Origin of the sequence: Bradyrhizobium sp. (assembly GCF_035935975.1) — a bacterium.
GTDB lineage: Bacteria > Pseudomonadota > Alphaproteobacteria > Rhizobiales > Xanthobacteraceae > Bradyrhizobium.
The window spans coordinates 74,912-92,440 of the sequence record NZ_DASYWN010000006.1; the positions used below are offsets into that span (position 1 = coordinate 74,912).

At 64.3% G+C, this 17,529-nt stretch carries 17 protein-coding genes; 6 read left to right on the forward strand and 11 right to left on the reverse strand.

The features are described 5' to 3' along the window. The first annotated feature begins 33 nt into the window (after positions 1-33). Together phaR and VGR99_RS01270 are read left to right on the forward strand one after the other, a co-directional pair. Positions 34-624: a polyhydroxyalkanoate synthesis repressor PhaR gene (gene phaR / locus VGR99_RS01265; protein ID WP_326896481.1), complete on the forward strand. Its 591-nt coding sequence runs from the start codon at positions 34-36 to the stop codon at positions 622-624. 159 nt (positions 625-783) lie between these two features. Then, complete coding sequence (locus VGR99_RS01270; RefSeq protein ID WP_326896482.1) at positions 784-1,401, forward strand: class I SAM-dependent methyltransferase; 618 nt, start codon at positions 784-786, stop codon at positions 1,399-1,401. Positions 1,402-1,571: 170 nt separating this feature from the next. On the opposite strand, the gene VGR99_RS01275 is transcribed toward VGR99_RS01270, so the two are convergent. Beyond that, complete coding sequence (locus VGR99_RS01275) at positions 1,572-2,459, reverse strand: branched-chain amino acid aminotransferase (protein ID WP_326896483.1); 888 nt, start codon at positions 2,457-2,459, stop codon at positions 1,572-1,574. Positions 2,460-2,601: 142 nt separating this feature from the next. On the opposite strand from VGR99_RS01275, the gene VGR99_RS01280 reads away from it, so the two are divergent. Continuing rightward, positions 2,602-3,537 carry an alpha/beta hydrolase gene (locus VGR99_RS01280; RefSeq protein ID WP_326896484.1) on the forward strand — a complete coding sequence of 312 codons (936 nt, stop codon included), beginning with the start codon at positions 2,602-2,604 and terminating at the stop codon, positions 3,535-3,537. Positions 3,538-3,546: 9 nt separating this feature from the next. Here the strand turns inward: VGR99_RS01280 and VGR99_RS01285 are convergent, their stop codons facing one another. After that, the gene (locus VGR99_RS01285) at positions 3,547-3,795 is read right to left on the reverse strand and encodes a hypothetical protein (protein WP_326896485.1); all 249 of its coding nucleotides are present in this window, start codon (positions 3,793-3,795) and stop codon (positions 3,547-3,549) included. 215 nt (positions 3,796-4,010) lie between these two features. On the opposite strand from VGR99_RS01285, the gene VGR99_RS01290 reads away from it, so the two are divergent. Next, positions 4,011-4,883, forward strand: coding sequence for a hypothetical protein (locus VGR99_RS01290; protein ID WP_326896598.1), 873 nt, complete (start codon positions 4,011-4,013; stop codon positions 4,881-4,883). Here VGR99_RS01290 and VGR99_RS01295 read toward each other — a convergent pair. The 3 genes from VGR99_RS01295 to VGR99_RS01305 form a co-directional block, all read right to left on the reverse strand. Then, positions 4,880-5,440 (reverse strand): carboxymuconolactone decarboxylase family protein, encoded by a 561-nt coding sequence (locus VGR99_RS01295; protein ID WP_326896486.1) that lies wholly within the window; start codon positions 5,438-5,440, stop codon positions 4,880-4,882. The genes VGR99_RS01290 and VGR99_RS01295 overlap by 4 nt on opposite strands. A gap of 109 nt (positions 5,441-5,549) precedes the next feature. Continuing rightward, on the reverse strand, positions 5,550-6,713 hold the full coding sequence (locus VGR99_RS01300) for a PLP-dependent cysteine synthase family protein (protein WP_326896487.1): 1,164 nt from the start codon (positions 6,711-6,713) through the stop codon (positions 5,550-5,552). Positions 6,714-6,809: 96 nt separating this feature from the next. Continuing rightward, positions 6,810-7,274 carry an Lrp/AsnC family transcriptional regulator gene (locus VGR99_RS01305; protein WP_326896488.1) on the reverse strand — a complete coding sequence of 155 codons (465 nt, stop codon included), beginning with the start codon at positions 7,272-7,274 and terminating at the stop codon, positions 6,810-6,812. Between the two features lie 162 nt (positions 7,275-7,436). On the opposite strand from VGR99_RS01305, the gene VGR99_RS01310 reads away from it, so the two are divergent. Next, complete coding sequence (locus VGR99_RS01310; RefSeq protein ID WP_326896489.1) at positions 7,437-8,450, forward strand: 1-aminocyclopropane-1-carboxylate deaminase; 1,014 nt, start codon at positions 7,437-7,439, stop codon at positions 8,448-8,450. 147 nt (positions 8,451-8,597) lie between these two features. On the opposite strand, the gene recQ is transcribed toward VGR99_RS01310, so the two are convergent. From recQ to VGR99_RS01335, 5 genes are all read right to left on the reverse strand, one after another. Continuing rightward, positions 8,598-10,463 carry a DNA helicase RecQ gene (recQ, locus tag VGR99_RS01315; RefSeq protein ID WP_326896490.1) on the reverse strand — a complete coding sequence of 622 codons (1,866 nt, stop codon included), beginning with the start codon at positions 10,461-10,463 and terminating at the stop codon, positions 8,598-8,600. A gap of 117 nt (positions 10,464-10,580) precedes the next feature. Continuing rightward, the gene (locus VGR99_RS01320) at positions 10,581-11,324 is read right to left on the reverse strand and encodes a polysaccharide deacetylase family protein (RefSeq protein WP_326896491.1); all 744 of its coding nucleotides are present in this window, start codon (positions 11,322-11,324) and stop codon (positions 10,581-10,583) included. A 91-nt stretch (positions 11,325-11,415) separates the two neighbouring features. Beyond that, on the reverse strand, positions 11,416-12,411 hold the full coding sequence (metA, locus tag VGR99_RS01325) for a homoserine O-succinyltransferase MetA (protein WP_326896492.1): 996 nt from the start codon (positions 12,409-12,411) through the stop codon (positions 11,416-11,418). A 12-nt stretch (positions 12,412-12,423) separates the two neighbouring features. After that, positions 12,424-13,725 carry an O-acetylhomoserine aminocarboxypropyltransferase/cysteine synthase family protein gene (locus VGR99_RS01330; protein WP_326896493.1) on the reverse strand — a complete coding sequence of 434 codons (1,302 nt, stop codon included), beginning with the start codon at positions 13,723-13,725 and terminating at the stop codon, positions 12,424-12,426. A 233-nt stretch (positions 13,726-13,958) separates the two neighbouring features. Then, complete coding sequence (locus VGR99_RS01335) at positions 13,959-14,213, reverse strand: hypothetical protein (RefSeq protein ID WP_326896494.1); 255 nt, start codon at positions 14,211-14,213, stop codon at positions 13,959-13,961. Positions 14,214-14,490: 277 nt separating this feature from the next. On the opposite strand from VGR99_RS01335, the gene VGR99_RS01340 reads away from it, so the two are divergent. Then, a complete protein-coding gene (locus VGR99_RS01340; protein WP_326896495.1) occupies positions 14,491-15,795 on the forward strand; it encodes a TadE/TadG family type IV pilus assembly protein in 1,305 nt (434 codons plus the stop codon). A 55-nt stretch (positions 15,796-15,850) separates the two neighbouring features. On the opposite strand, the gene VGR99_RS01345 is transcribed toward VGR99_RS01340, so the two are convergent. After that, positions 15,851-17,413, reverse strand: coding sequence for an amidase family protein (locus tag VGR99_RS01345; protein ID WP_326896496.1), 1,563 nt, complete (start codon positions 17,411-17,413; stop codon positions 15,851-15,853). Positions 17,414-17,529 lie beyond the last annotated feature (116 nt).

The following is a 17,529-nucleotide window of genomic DNA, read 5'->3' on the forward strand; positions in this document are numbered from 1 at the left end:
GTTCCCGTTCTCAGCGTTTGCAAGTGAGAGCCCATGGCGAAATCAGACCAACCCACCACGATCAAGAAATACGCGAACCGCCGGCTCTATAACACCGGAACGAGCACCTACGTGACGCTGGAAGACCTCGCCGCCATGGTCAAGGACGGCGAAGATTTCCTGGTCTATGACGCCAAGACCGGCGACGACATCACCCGCTCCGTGCTCGCCCAGATCATCTTCGAGCAGGAGAACAAGGCGGGCCAGAATCTCCTGCCGACCACCTTCCTGCGCCAGCTGATCCGCTTCTACGGCGACAGCATGCAGATGGTGGTGCCGAAATATCTGGAGCAGTCGATCGCGACGCTGACGCAGGAGCAGGAGAAGTTCCGCAAGCAGATCGCCAACACGCTCTCCGGCACGCCCTTCGCGCCGCTGGAAGAACAGGTCCGCCGCAACATGGAGCTGTTCCAGCAGACCTTCTCGATGTTCAAGCCGTTTGCGCCGCAGGCACGCTCGACCAATTCGGAGCCGGAGCCCGACGCAAGCACCGAGGCGCCGAAGGACAGCAACATCGACGATCTGCGCCAGCAGATGAAGGAAATGCAGGAACGCCTCGAGCGGATGTCGAAAAAGGACGAGTAGGTCTTTGGCGCAGACCGGCGCGTCCGCATGCGGCGGACGCGCGAATGGCAATTGCGCGCACCGCTGCCATTTCTTCCTGAGCAGCATTAGCCCCGTTGATCCTTCGAGGCCTCCGCCTCGGCACTTCAGGATGACGGTTCGACACGCAGGACGTGCGTGATGTCCGACCGCACCACCCATTGGGACCACGTCTACGCCACCAAGGGCGAGGCCGAGGTCAGCTGGTTTCAGGACAGCCCGGCGATCTCGCTCGACATGATTCGCGCGGCCAATCCGGATCATCGCGCGGCCATCATCGATATCGGCGGCGGCGCGTCGCGGCTGGTCGATGCGCTGCTCCAGGACGGATATCGCGATATCGCGGTGCTGGATCTCTCCGCCAACGCGCTCGACGCTGCGAAGAAGCGACTAGGCCGGGCCGCATCAACGATCGACTGGATCGTGGCCGATGCCACGGCATGGCAGCCGGCCAAGACCTACGATGTCTGGCACGATCGCGCGGCGTTTCACTTCCTGACCGATCCGGGAGACAGAGCCGCTTACGTCGACCGCCTGCGGTCGGCGGTCGCGCCCGGCGGCCACATCATCATCGCGACGTTTGCGCCCGACGGTCCGGAGAAATGCAGCGGCCTGCCGGTGCAGCGGCATGACAGCGCGAGCCTTGCGGCGGAGCTTGGGCCGGAGTTCGAGCTGGTCGAGACGCGGAGCGAGACGCACCACACGCCGTGGCATTCGACGCAGGCGTTTCAGTTCAGCCGGTTTAGACGAAGCCGCTAGGAAGAAGCCGCCAGAACAGGTGTCATGCCCCGGCTTGACCGGGGCACCCAGTACGCCGCGGCCTATCGAGGAATCACAACGGCCTCTGGAATACTGGATCGCCCGATCAAGTCGGGCGATGACAGTGGAGTACTTGGCGCGAAGGTGCTCGCTATGAGAGTGATCGGCCCCTACGCCGCCAGCTTCACCGCATGCGCAAAGTCCCAATAGAGCTTTCGCGCTTTGGTGTAGAGCGGTCCCGGCTTCAGCTCACGGGTATCAATGCGAATCACCGGCGCGACTTTCGCAAAATTACCCGTTGAGAAAATCTCGTCGGCGGCGAGGAAGTCGGCATAGCGCAGCGTCTTCTCGACCACGGTGACGCCGTCGCCGCGAAGCAGGCTGATGACGCGCTGGCGCGTGATGCCGTTGAGGAAGGTGCCGTTCGGCACCGGCGTGAACACCACGCCGTCCTTGGCCATGAACACGTTGGAATTGCCGAACTCCGCGACATTGCCGAGCATGTCGAGCATCAGCGCGTTCTGGAAGCCGCGGGAGGCGGCTTCCGCCAGCGCGCGCGAATTGTTCGGATAGAGGCAGGCGGCCTTGGCCTCGACTGGCGCGCATTCGGCAGTGGGCCTGCGGAAGGGCGACAGCGTGATCGCGTTACCGACGGGTTTCGGCATCGGCGCCTCGTAGATGCACAGGCACCAATTGGTGGTCTCAGGGTCGAACAGCACGCCGCCGCCCGAACCGTTCTGCGCCCAGTACATCGGACGAATATAGAGTTCGGCATTGGCTCCAAAGCGCGCGATGCCTTCGGTTGCGAGCGTCAGCCAGGTGCCGGCATCCACCACCGGCTTCAGGCCAAAATTGATCGCGGATTGATTGGCACGGGCGACGTGACGATCGAGATCGGGCGCGACGCCTTCGAACGCCCGCGCGCCGTCGAACACGACCGAACCGAGCCAGGCCGCATGCGTGCGCGGCCCCATGATCGGTACATTGCCGTCGTGCCATTTGCCCTCGAAGAAGGTCCAGCTCGGCGAATACTCGATGGGCTTCTTGATCTCGGCCATATCAGGCCTCCCCTGTAAATATATCCGGGCACTATTGTCCCAATTTCTAAACGATTTGCTGCGGCAGCTCGACACCCTCCAAAGAGAGGCAGGACCATATTGCGTCCAAACCAGTTATACTGGGGACGTCACGGAGTTTCCCATGCCGCTCGATCCGCTCGCAAAGCGTTTGTTGACCATGATGGCTGCGGCGGCGCCGCAGGGACGGGGCCGGCCGAGCGTGGAGGCACGGCGACAATCGCTGGCCAAGCTGATGCAGTTCGCGCGCGCAGAGGCGCCCGACGTGACCGCGTCCGACGGCACCCTTCCCGGCCCTGGCGGCGAACTTCCCTATCGCCTCTACTCGCCCTCGAGTGCGGGCGAGCGCGCGCCGGGCTTCGTGTTCTTTCATGGCGGCGGGCTGGTCGCCGGCAGCATTGCGACGCACGACCGCATCGCAGCCGCTCTGGCGCATGTGACGGGATGCCGCCTCGTCTCGGTCGATTACCGCCTCGCGCCCGAGCATAAATATCCCGCCGCCGTCGAGGACGCGATCGCCGCCACTGAATGGGTGGCACGACAAGCTCTCGCCCTCGGCATCGACGCCGAACGTCTCGTGGTCGGCGGCGATTCCGCCGGCGCCACGCTGGCTGCGATCGTATGCCAGGAGGCCACGCGGAGCGCCGGCCTTTCGATCGTCGCGCAATGCCTGATCTGCCCGGTGCTGGACTTCGAGGAGACCTCGCCTTCGCGCCAGGAATTCGCCGAAGGCCACCTGATCGACCGCGTCACGATCGAGGCGGATCTCGCCGACTATCTGCCCGAAGGCCTGGACGCCGCCGATCCACGCATCTCGCCCTTGCGCGCGACCCGGCTTGGCGGCCTGCCGACCGCGATCATCCACACCGCCGAATACGATCCGATGCGCGACGAAGGCAATGCCTATGCGCGCAAGCTGCTCGCCGCGGGCGTCGCGGTCGAGCATGTCTGCCACGACGGCATGGTCCACAATTTCCACGCCATGGGCGCGATCCTGCCGCAGGCGCAGCTCGTGCTGTCGCAGATCGGCGAGCAGGTGCGGCGGGCGGTGGAGAAATAAAGCGGCGAATCAGACCCGCGCGTCGAGCACGGCCCTCGCTGCCACGACGTATTCAGGCCAATGCGCATCCGCGTAGCGCTCGGCCTGTCGCGCGCAGGTGACATCAGGCGCATGCGCCGCTGCAATCGTACGCGCAAAGCGTTCTTCCGCGACGGTCACGTCGCCGGGCTCGGCCGAAGGCACGGCGGCAGACACGCCAGTCGGAGCAACAGCGAGCCCAGCCAGACCCGTGAGCAGGACGCGGCGTGAGGTGTTCATGGCTGTTGTCCTTCCAATGTCCGGCCTGCACTCTCGCCGGCGAATGTGTCAGTGCAATCACGGCAGGGTAACCGTACCCCCCCGTACAGTCCATCGTTTACGGATCGCGCTTGACCCCACAGGCGATCACGTTCCATCTAGCCGCGGTTTCGTCACCCAATCGCCCCGCGTCGGATTGTCACGTGTCTCATCACAGCCCATCGCATCGCCAGGTTTTGCGCACTGCCGCGATGGGACTGCTGTGCCTGGCGATGTCGGCAGGGACCGCCTTCGCTGCTGACGCGGAAGAGGACGAACCGGCAAAGCCTGATGTGCCGAACATCTATCTCGATCTTCGCACGATCTATGCGGCGATTCCCGCCGGCACGCTCGGGCTCGGCTTCGGCAACACATCTTTGTCGGCCGCGTACGAAGCACTGGCGGCGCAACGGGGCGCAACGCTGCCGAATGGCTTGCCGGCGGCAAAATCCATCGTCGTCGACCTGCCGCTGACCGTCGACGTCAGCGATCGCGTCTCGCTCTATGGCGGCGTGTCGGGCTCGACCACGGATATCGGCGGCGGCTGGTCGTCCTTCGACATCACCAGCTGGAACATCGGCGTTCAGGCCGACCTCTATCAGCAGAACGGCGGAAAAATCCCGACCATCACGCTGCAATCGACCCTGACGCAGTCGGTGCCGAATGAGCCGGGCATGACGAACTCGTTCAACAATATCCTGGAATTCGACTACGCGCTCGACGAGGACGAGACGCGCGGCTGGCTGGCCGGCATGCAATATACCTACACCACAATCGCCAACCCGTTCGCCACCATCCGGCCGAACACGATCCTCTATGCCGGCGGCTATTACCAATGGCCGAGCAACTGGAAATTCACCGGACGCCTCGGCATGCAGTCCTTCGGCGGTGCCCGGCTCGCCGGCCGGACGCTGGCGGAGTCCTTCACCCAGCCGACCCTGCGGCTCGACCTCGACCGCATGGATGACAACGACAACCGCCTGTTCGGCATCACCGCGCAGATCGCATGGATGCCGAAGCCGTCCTACCAGGTGACGTTGCGCACGCCGCTCTACGCCGTGCGCAATTAATCCGGCACCGGTACGTCGAACGTGTTCAGCGTGACCGAGACCATGCAATAGACGCCGACGAGATAGGACAGCTCGGCCGCGCCGTGCTCGCCGAACTCCTTCACTGCGGCCCGATATGTCAACTCCGGCAGCACGCCGCCACTCACCAGCGCCGAGGCCATGTCGTAGGCGACCGCCTCCTGCTTGGTGAGGTCCACCGGCCGCTGGCCGGCGACGATGGTCGCGAGCTTCTCGTCGGAGAGGCCCCGTTGCTCGGCCACCAGCACATGGGCATAGAGCTCGTAGCCCGAGCGGAAATGCGAGCCTGTGACGAGGATCGCGACCTCGCGCACCGGCGCGGGCAGCAACGGGTTCGACGCGACCGCCTTGACCAGCTCCCACACCGGCCCGCCGAAGCGCGGCTCGCGGATCCATGGATTCCACGGCCCGAGCAGCGCGCCGTCCTCGCGCATGTTCACAAAGCCCTTGAAGTGGTCCTTGATGCCAGCCTGCATGTCGTCATAGAGCGGCTTCTGCTCAGCACTCAGGTCTTTCGGATCGAGAATGGGAAGGCGCACGGCAGGATCTCCTCGTTGAGAAGACGCAACCGTCACCTGCATGCGTTTGCAAGGCAAGTGAAGTTGCCGTGACGACCGTGCCATTTGGCAAATGCCGGGCAGACGTTGTCTATGACGCCTCGGCGTTTCGTGCGCCCTGCGGATTGACGACGTCGTCGAGCGCGAACGCCAATGGCTGTCCGGTCTCGATGAATGAGGACAACGCCGCCTCGACGGGCGCGGGATCGAGACCGCGCGCTGCGAGCCAAGCGGGCTCGTAATAAGTCTGCCGGTAACGCTCGCCGGAATCGCAGATCAGAGTCACCAGCGATCCCGCTGCGTTCGCCTGTCGCATCTCCGATGCGAGGCGGCACAGCGCCAGGAAGTTGGCGCCGGTGGAGCCGCCGACCGGGCGGCGCAGCCGACGCGACAGCACGTTCATCGCCGCAATCGTTGCCGCATCCGGAATCTTCATCATGCGATCGACCACGCCGGGCACGAAGGACGGCTCGCAGCGCGGCCGGCCGACGCCCTCGATCAGCGAAGGACGATCGCAAACATGGGAGCGATCCTGCGCGCGGAAGCAATCGAAGAAAGCGGAATGCTCGACATCGGCGACACACAGCCGTGTCGGATACTGGCGATAGCGCAAATAGCGTCCGATGGTGGCCGAGGTGCCGCCGGTGCCCGCGCCCATCACGATCCAGTCCGGGATCGGCCGCGGCTCGCCCGCCAATTGCGTGAAGATCGACTCGGCGATGTTGTTGTTGCCGCGCCAGTCGGTGGCGCGCTCGGCGAAGGTGAACTGGTCCATGTAGTGGCCGTTCAGCCGGGCGGCGAGCGCGGCGGCTTCCGCATAGAGCGCGCGGCCGTCGTCGATCAGATGGCAGTTGCCGCCGTAATGCTCGATCGCGGCGATCTTCTCGGCCGAGGTCGTGCGCGGCATCACGGCGTAGAAGGGCACGCCGATCATCTGCGCGAAATAGGCCTCCGACACCGCCGTCGATCCCGACGACGCCTCGACCACGGGCGTGCCTTCACTGATGTGCCCGTTGCAGAGCGCGTAGAGGAACAGCGAGCGCGCCAGCCGATGCTTCAGGCTGCCGGTCGGATGCGTGGACTCGTCCTTCAGATAGATGTCGATGCCTGACAGCGCGGGCACGATCAGCCGGATCAGATGCGTGTCGGCCGTGCGGCACTGGTCGGCCTCGATCGCGGCCACGGCCTCGTCCACCCAGCCGCGCCGATAGGCCGGCCCGGCCGGATTGGGGTGGCGGAAGGGGAATGTCTGCATCGGACGAATCTCTCATGATGCGGATCGCGCATCAAGTGTGCTGGACGCGTTTCCATGACGCGAATCGGATTCCACTTCGTTGGAAAACGCTGTGGCTCAGAACTCCAGCGGCGCGTTGTCGACGACCTCCTTCATCACGAAGAAGGTGCGGGTCTGGCGCACACCGGGCAGCGCGATGAGCTGTTCGCCATGGATGCGGTTGAAATCCTCCATGTCGCCGACGCGGATTTTCAGGAAATAGTCGAAGTCCCCGGCGACGAGGTGGCAGTCGAGCACGAATTTCAGCTTGGCGATCGCCTGCTCGAAGATGGCAAAGCTCTCTGGCGTCGAGCGGTCGAGCACCACGCCGACCATGACCAGCGTGCCCTTCGCCACCTTTTTGGGGGCGACCATGGCGCGGACGGCGGCGATAAAGCCGTCCTCGAACAGGCGCTGGGTGCGGCGGTGGCAGGTGGCGGGGCTGATGGCGACGGTTTCGGCCAGTTCGGCATTGCTGAGCCGACCGTTATTTTGCAGCAGTCTCAATATCTTAAGGTCGGTGCGGTCGAGCCGGGAGGCCATGGAAGAAACTTCCGCCAGATTGGATATATCTGGAAGAAATATTAGCTGATGGCGCTATTCACGCAATATCTCGCGCAATATGGGCGCAATATTCGAGAGCACATTTTCCTGGGGCGATGCTAGGCAGACGCCAGCACCAACGCCAATCGGGATGACCTGACCATGCTGGAAAAATTCGCGCGCTATCCGCTGACCTTCGGGCCGACGCCCATCGAGAAGCTGGATCGGCTGTCAAAGCACCTCGGCGGCAATGTCGAGATCTATGCCAAGCGCGAGGACTGCAATTCCGGCCTCGCCTATGGCGGCAACAAGCTGCGCAAGCTCGAATACATCATTCCCGATGCGATCGCCTCCAACGCCGACACCCTGGTCTCGATCGGCGGCGTGCAATCCAACCACACCCGCATGATCGCCGCGGTGGCGGCCAAGATCGGCATGAAGTGCCGCCTGGTGCAGGAAGCCTGGGTGCCGCACGAGGACGCCGTCTATGACCGCGTCGGCAACATCATGCTGTCGCGCATCATGGGCGCGGACGTGCGTCTCGTCGACGACGGTTTCGATATCGGCATCCGCAAGAGTTGGGAGCAGGCGATCGAGGAAGTGAAGGCGGCGGGCGGCAAGCCCTACGCGATCCCCGCCGGCGCGTCCGTGCACAAATATGGCGGGCTCGGCTATGTCGGCTTCGCCGAGGAAGTGCGCAAGCAGGAGAAGGAACTCGGCTTCAAGTTCGACTACATCATCGTCTGCACCGTCACCGGCTCGACCCATGCCGGCATGCTGGTCGGCTTCGCCGCCGACGGCCGCGCCCGCAAGGTGATCGGCATCGACGCCTCCTTCACGCCAGCGCAGACCAAGGCGCAGGTGCTCTCGATCGCGCAGAACACCGCAAAACTCGTCGAGCTCGGCAAGGACATCGTTGCAGACGACGTCGTGCTGATCGAGGACTACGCCTACCCCGCCTATGGCGTGCCGTCGGAAGAGACCAAGGAAGCGATCCGCCTCACCGCGCGGCTCGAAGCGATGATCACTGACCCTGTCTATGAAGGCAAATCGATGCAGGGCCTGATCGACCTGACCCAGAAGGGCCATTTCGAGAAGGGCGCAAAGATTCTCTACGCTCATCTCGGCGGCGCGCCGGCTCTCAACGGCTACGGTTACGCATTTCGGAACGGCTGAGGCATCAGGATAAGGGAGGCGGGACGGCTCTCGCCTCTCTTCGTAGCCCGGATGGAGCGCAGCGTAATCCGGGACTCACACACGATATGGAAAGACTGCCCCGGATTTCGCTGCGCTCCATCCGGGCTACGGCACCTGCGATCGCGCCTACCGCGTCCTGACGATCTGCAACAGCTCCTCGCCGTAATGCTCGAGCTTCTTGTCGCCGATACCAGGCACATTGCGCAGCTCGTCGAGCGTCGTCGGCCAGGCGCGGACGATGCCGTCGATGGTGGCATCGTGCAGCACGACATAGGCCGGCACGCCGCGTTCGCGCGCGACATCCGAGCGCCAGGAGCGCAGCCGCGCGCGCAATTCCGGATCGACGTCGCCTTGCGGCGCGCTCTCGGCCGGCGCGAGATCGCCGCGGCGGGATTTGGCGCGACTGGTGCGGACGCGCGTGCCGGGCACCTCCTCGCGCAGCCACACCTCGGTCTCCCCGCGCAACACGCCGCGCGCGGTCTCCGTCAGCTTCAGCGCGCCATAGGCTTCACTGTCGCTCTGCAGATGGCCCATCGCCACCAGCTGCCGCAGCACGGTGCGCCATTGCTTCTCGTTCAATTCGCGCCCGATACCGAACACCGAGAGCTTGTCATGGCCGAACTGCGTGACCTTCTCGGTCAGACGCCCGATCAGCACGTCGATCAGGTGCATCGCGCCAAAGCGCTGCCCGGTGCGATAGGCGCAGGACAGCAGCTTCTGCGCCAGCACCTTGCCGTCGCGCATCTTCGGCGGCGTCAGGCAATTGTCGCAATTGCCGCAATTCTCCGCCTCCACCGTCTCACCGAAATAGCCGAGCAGCCGCTTGCGGCGGCACTGCGCGGTCTCGGCAAGCCCGACCAGCGCGTCGAGCTTGCCGATCGACACGCGCTTGAAGTCATCGGAGCCGCTGGATTCGTCGATCATGCGGCGCTGCTGCACGATGTCGGACAGGCCGTAGGCCATCCAGGCCGCAGACGGCTTGCCGTCGCGGCCGGCGCGCCCGGTCTCCTGGTAATAGGCCTCGATGCTCTTGGGCAGATCGAGATGAGCAACGAAACGCACGTCGGGCTTGTCGATGCCCATGCCGAAGGCGATGGTCGCGACGATGACGATGCCATCCTCGTTGAGGAAGCGGTCCTGGTTGCGTGAGCGCACGCTGCCGTCGAGACCGGCATGATAGGGCAGCGCCGCGATACCGGCCTCGTCGAGCGCGGCGGCGACCTCCTCGACCCGGTTGCGCGACAGGCAATAGACCACGCCGGCATCGCCCGCATGGCGTTCCCGGATGAACTCCTTGAGCTGCGAGACAGCGTTGCGCTTGTCGACGATCTCGTAGCGGATGTTGGGGCGATCGAAGCTGGAGACGAATTGCGGGGAATCGGCCAGCTGCAGGCGCTCGACGATCTCCTTGCGCGTCAGCTCGTCGGCGGTCGCGGTGAGCGCGATGCGCGGCACGTCGGGAAAGCGTTCGGCGATGATGGAGAGGCCGACATATTCCGGGCGGAAGTCATGGCCCCATTGCGAGACGCAATGCGCCTCGTCGATCGCAAACAGCGCCACCTTGGCCTGCGCCAGCAGCGACAGGCAGCGCGGCGTAACCAGCCGTTCCGGCGCGACATAGAGCAGGTCGAGATCGCCCGCGATCAGGCGCCGCTCGATGTCGGAGGCTTCCTGGAACGACAGCGATGAGTTCAGCGCGGCGGCGTTGACGCCGGCTTCGATCAGGCCCGCAACCTGGTCACGCATCAACGCGATCAGCGGCGAGACCACGATACCGCAGCCTTCGCGCAGCAGCGACGGCAACTGGTAGCACAGCGATTTGCCGCCGCCGGTCGGCATCAGCACCAGGCAATTGCCGCCGCCGGTGACGTGCCGGATGATCTCGCCCTGTGCCCCACGGAAACCCGGCAGGCCGAACACCGAATGCAGCACCGACAGCGCGTCGCGGCCATCGGCCGGCGCGGGCAGCGGAGCTGTGGAAGGGGCGTTCATGGGCGAGTCGGGAGGCCGTGGGATTCGTCACAACGCCAGTCGCACGCTGGCGCTGGCGTGGCAAGACTGTTCGCGCGGCAAGCCACCGCCTTCCGCTCCAGGGAGAAGGAAGAGGGATTACGCCCCGATTCGCCGCAGCGCCTCGGCAACGGTCACAATCGGCATGTTGCGCTTGCCGGCGGCTACCAGTGCGTGGCGCATCAGGTTTGGCGTGCAGCCATAGGGGCTTGGCACATTAACGACGTCATGGCCGTAGAAGATGAGCCACCCGCCGCTCTCGACCGCCTCGTCGAAATAGCGGTCGACGCCGGCAGCGTCGATCTCGCAATCCACGAGCGGCGAGGCGCGCAGGAACTGGAGGTCGATGACGTCTCGATTGACGCCGGGCAGGATGCCACGCGCCGAACGGAACGCCTTGGTGAGCTGCGGCTTGCGCCAGAACGAAGCGATCCCATAGGGATAGGCGAAGTTCTCGAGCCTGATCGAGGAATCGATGCCGCGGAAATGGCTGCGGTTCCGCTCGATCTCGCGGGCCATGGCGGCCTCGTCGAGATTGACCGCGCTCTGGTGCGAAAAAGTGTGGCAGGCGATCTCGTGCCCGGCACGGTGAAGCCGCACGATCGCGTCGCTCGACAGGCCATGCCAGTGATCCGACGGCCGGCCGATCAGGCTGCCGGCGATGTAGTAGGTGCCGCGGCCGCCATGGGTTTCGAGCAGCGAAGCGCCCTCGCCGGCGGCGCTGTCGGGGGCGTCGTCGAAGGTGAAGCTCACCATCGGCGCATGCGCAGGCAAGCGATGCGGAGCGGCACGAAAGTGCCGGGCCAGCCGATTGCTCACGCGTCCCTGAAGTGCCGACAACACGACCACGCTTCCTGTTTGCCCCGATTCGCCCAATCAAGCATTCGTGCGCTGCTTGAGGCAAGCTTCACACTTCGTTAGTCCTAATTGGAGCCTATCGCGCCAGGACCGACGCATCGGCATCCGCGCCGAGAAACTGCAGCCAATTCCGGAATAACGCCGCTGCGGCCGTGCCGGCGGCGATATCGGAGCGCAAATTCAGCGCGGGGAGGTCGTTGCTGAGCGCCGGATGGCGCTCGTGCCGCACCCGCTTCTCGAAGCGAGCCAGCTTCTCCTCCGTCGCTGCGTCAAAATAGCTCACGGGCAGCAGCGGATAATTCTCGCGCTCGCGCGCGAGATAGCGGCCGACGTCGCGCAGATATTCGCGCTGAAGCGACAGCGCGTCATATTCCGGATGGCCCTGGAAGAACACGAAGCGGCTGGCATATTGCCGGGTGAAAACGTCGACGCCGGCCTGGGCCGAACGGGTCAGGACCTCGTAGCCGGCCGGGACGAGGTCGCTCTCGACAATCTCGTTCAGGCGTGAATGCGAGACCTTGAGCGGCGCCGGCGTGGCGTGCGTCAGCGGATCGCTCGTCACGGCTTCGCAGTCGAAGATGCCGTGACATTTGGCCGGCAGGCGCCGCCGCTCGATGCCGTCGAGATGCAGCACCGCGGCATGCGCGGCGAGGCATGACCAGATCGTCGAGCGCGTGTTGGCCTTCGCCCAGTCGATCAGGTCGGTCAGGTCGCGCCAGTACGGTTCCTGATTGAGCTCGGGCGCGACCGGCTCGGCGCCGGTCACGATCAGCCCATCGAATCGCTGACGCTTGAGATCTGCAAGATCGGAATATTCGCTCTCGACATGCCATTTCGCTTCCGGCGAGCGCTTCACCGACGGAAGTGAGAAGCAGTGGAAGCGGATGCGGCGCGGGCCCGCGGCAGCCTGGAGCAGCTTCATGAACTGCCGTTCGGTCGCCTTCAGCGCCGTATCAGGCATGTTGTTGATGAGCCCGATGGTCAACTCACCGCGGTCGCGCGCGAGGTCCCCCTCGGCCGGCACCAGTGCCGGGCTCGATATGCCTTGATCCCTGTCGACCAGGATCGTCATCGGGGACGTCGCCTACTCCGCCGCCTGGAGGCGCGACGACGGACAGGCCTTTTCCAAGGCCTGGTCGATGTCCTCGATGATGTCGGCGGAATGCTCGATCCCGATCGAGAGCCGGATCGTCTCCGGCAGCACGCCGGCGGCACGCTGCTGCTCCGCCGACATCTGGCGGTGCGTGGTCGAAGCGGGATGGCAGGCCAGCGACTTGGCATCGCCGATATTGACGAGGCGCGTGATCAGTTTCAGCGCATCGTAGAAGGTCTTGCCGGCTTCCATGCCGCCCTTGATGCCGAAGGTGAACAGCGAGGAGGCGTTGCCGTCGAGATATTTCTGGACGAGCGGATAGTAGGGGCTATCGGGGAAGCCGGTGTAATTGACCCAGGCGACGCGCGAGTCCTTGCGCAGGAATTCGGCGACCTTGCGGGCGTTCTCGACATGGCGCTCCATGCGCAGCGCCACGGTCTCGATGCCTTGGAGCAGCAGGAAGGCGTTGAACGGCGACAGCACCGAACCCATGGTGCGCTGATAGACGCTGCGGGCGCGCTCGATATAGGCGGTCCTGCCGAAACGCTCGGCATAGACGAGACCGTGATAGGAGGCATCCGGCTTGTGATAGGCCGGGAAGCGATCGGCGTGTTTGGCCCAGGGGAAGTTTCCGGAATCGACGATGGCGCCGCCGAGCGTGGTGCCGTGACCGCCCAGGAACTTGGTCAGTGAGTGCACGGCGATGTCGGCGCCGTAATCGAACGGCTTGAGCAGGATCGGCGTTGCGACCGTGTTGTCGACGATCAGCGGCACGCCATGGGCATGAGCGATTTTCGCCAGCGCCTCGATGTCGCAGACATTGCCGGCGGGATTACCGATGGTCTCGGCGAAGACGGCGCGGGTGTTCTCGTCGATCAGCTTTGCGATCGCGTCCGGCGCGTCGCTCTCGGCGAAACGGCCCGTGATGCCCTGGCGCGGCAGGATATGGGACAGCAGCGTGTGCGTGGTGCCGTAGAGCTGCGGCACGGACACGATATTGCCGCCGTGGTCGGCGACGTTGACGAAAGCGAAATGCAGCGCCGCCTGTCCGGTCGCAACCGCGAGCGCACCGACACCGCCCTCGAGCTGGGCGATGCGCTTCTCCAGCACCGCGCTGGTCGGATTGGCGATGCGGCTGTAGCGAAAACCTTCCGCCTCGAGATTGAAGAGCGCCGCGCCATGATCGGCGCTGTCGAAGGCGTAAGCCGCGGTCTGGTAGATCGGCACCGCAACCGCGTGCGTGGTGGCTTCGGGCTCGTAGCCGGCGTGAATAGCGATCGTCTCGTTGCGCATCGTGCCACCTCCGCGTGGAGCGGGCCGCACTTATTGGCCTGTATGAGGCATGTGCGTTGTCCGCCGCCCCTCTGTTAGAGGCGGGTGGTAAAGCGGACAATAATTCGCCTAGACATCGAGGAAGTAACCCTAACGGTTGTTGGTGAATTGGCTAAAATTCGAGTTAAATTGGATTAATGAAGTCCTGCGCCTTGGCGGGTCATTGCGTTTCCTAGCGCGCCGGATGGGGCAAGCTAGACGTGCGGCCCGCCTCCGCCGACAATGACCTCCACCCCGCTTCGCTTCGCGAAATGTCGTCGCGCGCAGTGGAGAAGAAGCGCCGCCATCGCAGCCACGATCTTCAACAACACGGACCATGTCGGCGTCAGGATCTTGTGGCGACGGTACCGACGTTCGGTCGATGCCCATGCGATCCGCATAAAGCCGAAGATGTTCTCGAAGAGCTGCAGCCGGTCGACATGCGGGATGGTCGAACGATCATCCTTCATATCGCCTTCCCTGACGTGAAGCTGACACGCACTTGCACAACGCGGCATCCGTGCATGTCGAGTGCACAGATACGAAAGCGCGAAGCCGCGCCCCGGAATACTACGGAGTTCGCTGAATTACGTGTGCGCAGAATCGCCTATTTTTACAGGGTTTTCTTCTCGGCAGCGACACGCTCCGCAACACTACCGACACGGATGTTCGCATCGCGATCAACTCTTGCGTAAGCTCCGCGGTGCTAGCGTCCGCGCATCGTTTTCGTTCTCAGGATGCGTTCGCTTGATCTCTGCAACCAGGAATGCTCATCGCCTGCTCTCGCACTTTGTCTCCGACCGACGCGGCAACATCGCCGTCATCTTCGCGCTGGCACTGGTGCCGTTGCTATCCTTCGTCGGCGCCGCCGTCGACTACTCCCTCGCCGCGCGAGCGAAAGCGAAGCTGGCCGCTGCGCTCGATACCGCCGTGCTCGTCGCCACCGCCAAGACCGAGATCGCGAAGAGCGCGTCGACCGCGCAGACTGATGCCAAGAACGCCTTTACGGGGCAAATGTCCGCACTCGGCCTGACAACGACCTCGATCAACATCAACGTGACCGACAGCGTCACCACGCGGACCGCCACGGGATCGGCGACGACGACCGTGACGACCTATTTTATGGGACTGGTGGGCTACAAGACCCTTGGGGTGTCGGCCAGCTCGACGGCCGCGGCCTCGCTGCCATCCTACATCGACTTCTACGTGCTACTCGACAATTCACCGTCGCAAGGGCTTGGCGCGACCACCGCCGACATGACAAAGCTGCAGAATGCCACGTCCGACAGTTGCGCATTCGCCTGCCACGACACCTACACGTCGAGCACAAAGAAAACGCTCCAGACCAACAGCTATTACTCGATCGCCAAGAAGCTCGGCATCAAGATGCGGATCGACCTCGTGCGCGATGCGACGCAGTCGCTGACGGACACGGCCACCGCGAGCCAGCTCGTCAGCAACCAGTACCGTATGGCAGTCTACACCATGGGCAGCGATTGCGCCTCGATGGGCCTGACCACGATCTCGGCGCTCACATCGAGCCTCTCTTCGGTGAAGACGGCGGTTGCCGCCGTCGACCTGATGACAATCCCCTATAACAACTACAACAACGACATGTGCACGGATTTCGACGGCACCCTGTCCTCGATGAACACCACGATTCCGACCTCCGGCGACGGCTCCTCGTCCTCGCCGCAGAAATGGCTGTTCTTCGTCTCGGACGGCGTCGCGGACTACTACTATCCCTCGACCTGCAGCAAGACCGTGATCTCCTCGTCGGGGCGGTGCCAGGAGCCGCTGACGACGACGACCTGCGACGCCATCAAGGCGCGCGGCGTCAAGATCGCGGTGCTCTACACCACCTATCTCGCGATCACCAACAACAGCTGGTACACCACCTATATTTCGCCATGGCGCAGCTCGATCGGGACCAAGATGCAGGCCTGTGCGACCTCCGGCTATTATTACGAGGTCTCGAGCGATGCCAACATCACCGACGCGCTGAACGCGCTGTTCCAAAAGGCGATCGCGGCCTCGCATCTGACCAACTGATCGGCTGCGCCGCGGCGGGCTTCGCGCGAGAGCCGCGAAGCCCTGGGGCACTGGTTCAGGCCATCGTCTCCCAGAGGCGATGGGCGAGCACGCCGGCGCGCTTCTCGATCGCCGCCGCGGCATCGAGCGCGAGATCCTCGCGGTAGCGCCCGGTGATCAACTGCACGCCGATCGGCTGGCCCTCATGCACGGACACCGGCACCACCGCGCCGGGCAGGCCCAGCACGTTGATCGCGGAGATGAAGCGCATCCCGCCCCAGAACACCTCCTGCACGCGCTCGGCGCTGACCGTGTCGTCGCGCGGACCCGGCGTCGGGCCGACCGTGGTCGGCGCCAGCACGACCGGATATTCCTCGAAGAACAGCTGCCAGGCGCGGATATGGCCGTTGCGCGCCGCCGTCGCCTGCATCCAGGCCTTGAGATCGAGCACATTGGCCTTGGTCTTCATGCCGTTCCACGCCTTGTGGAAGTCCTCCGACGTGACCTTCAGCATCCCGGACTCCTGCATCACCATGGTCTCGTTGGTGATGATGTCGCACCAGGTCTGCCAGACGCCGTTGATGTCGGGCACCTCCACCTCACTCACGCGGTAGCCGGAACGCTCGAGGTGATCGGCGGCCTGGCGTAGCGCCGCGGCGACCTGGGGATCGACGTCCATGTCGTCGGGAATCTTGGCCAGCGCAACCTTGATCGGTCCTTTCGGCTTCGGCCCGGCCAGCGGCGCCGGCACCCACCAGGGATCGCGCGGATCGCGCTGGCTCATCACCTCCAGCGCAAGGCGCACGTCGGCGACGTGGCGGGCGAGTGGCCCCTGCGCCGACATCAGATGCGCCAGCATCGGCCGCTCGGCTGTTGCGCTGCCGTTGAAGGCCGGGATGCGGCCTTGCGTCGGCTTGATGGTGGCAACGCCATTGCAATGCGCTGGCCAGCGCAGCGAACCGCCGATGTCATTGCCATGGGCGATGGTGCCGATGCCGGCGGCAACCGCCGAGCCCGCACCACCCGATGAGCCGCCGCAGGTGATGTTGGGATCCCACGGGTTCAGCGTCAGCCCGTGCAGCGGATTGTCGGTGAAGCCGCGGAAGGAGAATTCCGGCGTGTTGGTGAGCCCGATCACGATCGCGCCGGCCTTCTTCAGGTTGCGAACGACAGGCGAATCCGAAGGCGCGATATAGTCCTTGTTCGCGGGCACGCCGTTGAAGTTCGGCCGGCCCTCGTAGTCGACGTTTTCCTTGATGGTAATGGGCACGCCGTGCAGCAGGCCGAGCGCACCGCCCTTGGCGCGCTGCTTGTCGGCCGCATGCGCCGCCTTCAGCGCTTCCTCGCTGAGATCGACGACGACCGCATTCAGCTTTGGATTGACGGCGCGCATTCGCTCCAGATGCGCTTCGACGGTTTCGACGGCTGAAATTGCGCCGGAGCGGATCGCAGCCGCAGTGTCGACTGCGGACCATTGCCAGATCGGTCCCTTGGGACGGCGCGTCGCGGCCGGCTTGCGCGGTGCTGCTTTCTTCGCCGCCTTTGCAACGGCGCCCTTGCGGGGGGTGCTCATCTTGCTCGAGGTCTTCGTTACTTTCTTTGCAACACTTTTCTTTTTGCTCGCCGTCTTCTTCGCCACGTCGCATCTCCAAAACAATTGCGACGCGGAGGTTATGGAGGTCACGCGACCGTGTACAGTGCGTTTCTGCATGGCGCGTGGTCGCGACGCTCTGTCACGGTCCGAGAGGAGAGGGC